This window comes from Treponema sp. R8-4-B8 (assembly GCF_054786175.1).
The window spans coordinates 1-3,614 of sequence record NZ_BDHE01000043.1 but is presented as its reverse complement, the minus strand read 5'-3'; the positions used below and the strand labels follow the sequence as shown (position 1 = coordinate 3,614).

The following is a 3,614-nucleotide window of genomic DNA, read 5'->3' as shown; positions in this document are numbered from 1 at the left end:
ATGTACGCCTGCCCATCGCATAACAGGTCGGTAAACGCATCGCCGCCTTACGGCGGCTCGGGGTTCCGTTCGGCTAGGTCGCCTGAAGGCTCCCACGCCTCACTCCACCCACATTTTTTTGCGCCCGTAAAACCGCTTCGCGGTTTTCCTTATCGGGCGCAAAAAAACGTCAGTTACCGACGTTAAATACACAAATAACACAACCCATCTGAATAAATAATAGCAGAAATAGAATTGTTTGTCAACAAAAATGCGTAAAAAATTAAATATTTTTTACATTTTAATAATGACCAAAAATAAATATTCGGAAAAAAAAGATTATAAAAAGTATTGACAAATAAATAAAAATAAGATACCGTTACATATAACGTTACGGCGGTAAAAGACGTTTTTGCTTTTGCGATAAGGAAACTGCGAAGCAGTTTCTCGCAAAAGCAAAAATGTGGCGGAGCAAAATACCACAAAGGGGCGTAGCCCCGACTGGTATTTTGCGTAGCCTAGCCCCGAAGGGGCGTACTTTTACCGTCCTGTTAAGTGCAGTGACGAATGTTATTACAATCCTAATTCATTCCTTTTTTGTTTTCGTTCTGCTGCTTCCACTTCATCTCTTGTAATAGGATTAAGATATGCAACCATTACAGTATTTCCAACAACTCTATTGTATTGATTGTATATATCATTTAGTATAAAAATTACATTCATATTATTTCTGTAATATCTAAAGAATCTAATCATATTAATGGTTAAATTACCAGAGGGAAATGTTTGTTCATCTCTATCATCAAATTTACCATAAATTTCTACAATTCTTTCCATTAAAGCAAGGGCAGAATTACTATTTAAATCTTCATACATAACAGATGCACCGTAAAATTTATTATTAAAAAACGAAAAACGTCTACTAGAAATTCCAGAACCAACATTTGTTTGTTCAAATTCCCTTACTCCAATTGATCTTCTCTCAGAAGTAATCTCTCTAGCAGTTGGGTATGTTCTTTGGAAAACCTCTATTGTTGCACCCCATTCTAATTTATCATAACCAATAATTGGGTTTTGTTGAGATTGTCCAAAAATAAAACTTGAAACACTCAAAAACATCATTAAAAAACATACATTTTTCATTTCCTACCTCCAATATATTATTATTATATCTAAACAATAACTTAATGTCAATATATTATTACCAATTATTTCATTCGTCATTGCACTTAACGGTGGATAAATGGATTATACGGTAACGGAAAGGCAAAGGCGGTACAGGGAACGCTTGTATAAGGCGGGTTTTAAACAGATTTTCGTCTGGGTGAAGCGCAAGGAAGAGAAAACCAGTGAAAAAATGAGCATGACTGAATTTGTGAAACTGCTAAATGCAAGAAGAAAAAAATCCGCAAATATTAAACGCGGAGCAGGTGTCGCTTATACTTAATATAAGCGAAAAAACAGTCAAGAAATTGGCGAAAGAAAAAGAATTGCCCTGTGATTTTATTAACCGCAGGCCTCATTTCAACTGGAATGTTTTAATAAAACGTTTTCATGAGCTTGAAGGAGGCGCGGCATGAGCGAGTTGGCTAAAGCGGTATCGCAGGTGAGAGAAAAAAAGTTGGGGGGAGGCGGGATAGACTCTTTGCGTCTTTACGTGGCAAGTAATTTTCCCGACACGGTTAAGGCCTTAGGGCAAATGGACGCCGATTATACGCGCCCCAAGAGAAGGAAGGGTTGTAATTTGGTAGTCATTGAGAGCAAAAGGTACGGAAAAAGAATCTACGCGAGACTTTCGTACAATGGAAAAACGCTGCCTACGAAATTTAATACTCACACTGGGGATGAAAAAGAAGCAGAATTATACGTCAAAAAAAATAAAGAACGCCTCATTGACGGGTATTTGTCCAGAAAGGACGGAAGGATGTATAAAACGCTTGAAACTTTTTATGACGAAGAGCAGGACAACCTGTCGGACAGGGGCAGGAAGGAATACGCCGCAGTCATAAAAAATAAATTCATACCGTTTTTACGTCGGGAAAAAATTAACGAATTCGGGCAAATAACAAAAATAATTTTAAACAAATTTCAGGAAGAGTTATTAAAGGTAGGCATAACCGGGGAAAAAAAGAGATATAAGCCCATGCGTCCGCAGAGCGTAAACAACAACATAAAGGCGGTGAGGAAAATATTTGAAACCCTGACAAGGCGGAACTTTCTTGAAAACAACATATGCGATTTCGTGAGGGACCTGCCGATAAAGGAAGAAAACAAAAAACCGCGCGGATGTTATGAATTGGAAAGAATAAAAGACGTTTTCAGCAGAAAGTGGAAGGACGAACTGTCGTATTTATTATGCGCTTTGATTTATACGACGGGAATGCGGAACAGCGAGATAAAAAAAATTAGGATGGACGACATTCAAATTATAGACGGCTGCCGTTTTATAAAAATCAGGAAGAGCAAGACCGCGAACGGAATAAGGCTGATCCCTTTGCATAAATCGTTATACGAAAAAATGAGGATATGGGGAATAAAAAATAAAACGGGGGAAGATCCGCTTTTTGACGTTCACGCCGACATGTTTAACAAGGCGAACAACGAGATGGCGAGGCGGCTAAAGGTCAGCGATGAGGAAATGGAGAGGGAAAATATTACCTTTTACAGCGGGAGGCATTACTGGAAAACGCTGATGAGCGCCGAGGGGTTAGGAGAAGATATTGAAGAAGTTTGGATGGGGCATAAGGTTTCAGGCAATGTGGCTAAGTTGTACAATCACCGGGACAAACAAGGCAAAAACAGAATGGTAAAAAAAGCAAAGCAAGTTTATTCGATATTAGACAAATGCGTCTTTAAAACAAAGACGTGAGGGCAAGCCCTCACGTCCGCAGGGGCGGCGGGGGCGCAGTCCCCGTGAAACAACAAAAAAGAGAACGGAAAGACGAAAGGCCGCCAACAAAGCGGAGAACGGTTTTTAACGTTTAAAAACGTTGTTTCGATCAAGGGACTGCGCCGGCTCCGTAGCGAGAACGCCCTGTTCCAGTTTTTTATAAGTTTCGGGTTTCGCGAATTTTTTCGCAATGTCTTTTGTAATATTCATTTCATTTAAAAGTTTTTTGCCTAAGGCATAATCTTCACCGGCGGCCGCGACACATTCGCATACGCCTTGGACGTAGCCTATTTTACGGGCGGCGTCAATTTCTTTATGATGAAGATATTCTTCGACGGAGCCTATTCGAGGGGTTTGAGGTTGAGTTTCTTTATGGCTTCTTGAAACCAGACGTGCCCTTCCCGCCTGTCTTGCCGCAAAGATTCGATCTCTTGCTTCGTCAAGGGACGGGGACCGTCCGAGGGCGATGGCTTCCGGGTTCGTGAGCGCTTTGTAATTGCCGTCATAAAGATTAACCTCCTTTAAGAATAATGATAAAGTATCCGGGCCGTATTTGTCAACAAGAGCGTTAATTACTTTAGGTTCGGGGGCAAGCCTGTCGCCGTGGCCGCCGAGGGACATGGCCGCGGCCTGAACTACCCTGCCGCCATTTTTTTCGATAAAGAGCCGCAGTTCGTTAAAGGAACCGCCGTTGGAGAAAACGTCATCAACGATAATATAATCGCGTCCTGATTTAACTTCGCCG

Annotated in this window: 5 protein-coding genes; 3 read left to right on the top strand and 2 right to left on the bottom strand. The window is 40.9% G+C overall.

Going from position 1 to position 3,614, the window contains the following annotated elements; translation table 11 throughout:
• Positions 1-186, top strand: a 186-nt coding sequence (locus ACYVRA_RS05835; RefSeq protein ID WP_461251810.1) for a hypothetical protein, incomplete at its 5' end; no start/stop codon positions are given.
• Between the two features lie 366 nt (positions 187-552).
• On the opposite strand, the gene ACYVRA_RS05830 is transcribed toward ACYVRA_RS05835, so the two are convergent.
• Positions 553-1,122: a hypothetical protein gene (locus tag ACYVRA_RS05830; protein ID WP_461251809.1), complete on the bottom strand. Its 570-nt coding sequence runs from the start codon at positions 1,120-1,122 to the stop codon at positions 553-555.
• Between the two features lie 245 nt (positions 1,123-1,367).
• Between ACYVRA_RS05830 and ACYVRA_RS05825 the strand changes: the two genes are divergently transcribed.
• Both ACYVRA_RS05825 and ACYVRA_RS05820 read left to right on the top strand, forming a co-directional pair.
• Positions 1,368-1,559, top strand: a complete 192-nt coding sequence (locus tag ACYVRA_RS05825; RefSeq protein ID WP_461251808.1) for a helix-turn-helix domain-containing protein — start codon at positions 1,368-1,370, stop codon at positions 1,557-1,559.
• Positions 1,556-2,848 (top strand): tyrosine-type recombinase/integrase, encoded by a 1,293-nt coding sequence (locus ACYVRA_RS05820; RefSeq protein ID WP_461251807.1) that lies wholly within the window; start codon positions 1,556-1,558, stop codon positions 2,846-2,848. The genes ACYVRA_RS05825 and ACYVRA_RS05820 overlap by 4 nt, the downstream gene beginning before the upstream one ends.
• Before the next feature lie 105 nt (positions 2,849-2,953).
• On the opposite strand, the gene ACYVRA_RS05815 is transcribed toward ACYVRA_RS05820, so the two are convergent.
• Positions 2,954-3,614 (bottom strand): phosphoribosyltransferase (locus ACYVRA_RS05815; RefSeq protein WP_461251806.1); only part of this gene is annotated, 661 nt, incomplete at its 5' end.

Coding starts and splice junctions, on each gene's coding strand:
- ACYVRA_RS05830 (WP_461251809.1), bottom strand. CDS start 1,122: ATGAAAAATGTATGTTTTTTAATGATGTTTTTGAGTGTTTCAAGTTTT.
- ACYVRA_RS05825 (WP_461251808.1), top strand. CDS start 1,368: ATGCAAGAAGAAAAAAATCCGCAAATATTAAACGCGGAGCAGGTGTCG.
- ACYVRA_RS05820 (WP_461251807.1), top strand. CDS start 1,556: ATGAGCGAGTTGGCTAAAGCGGTATCGCAGGTGAGAGAAAAAAAGTTG.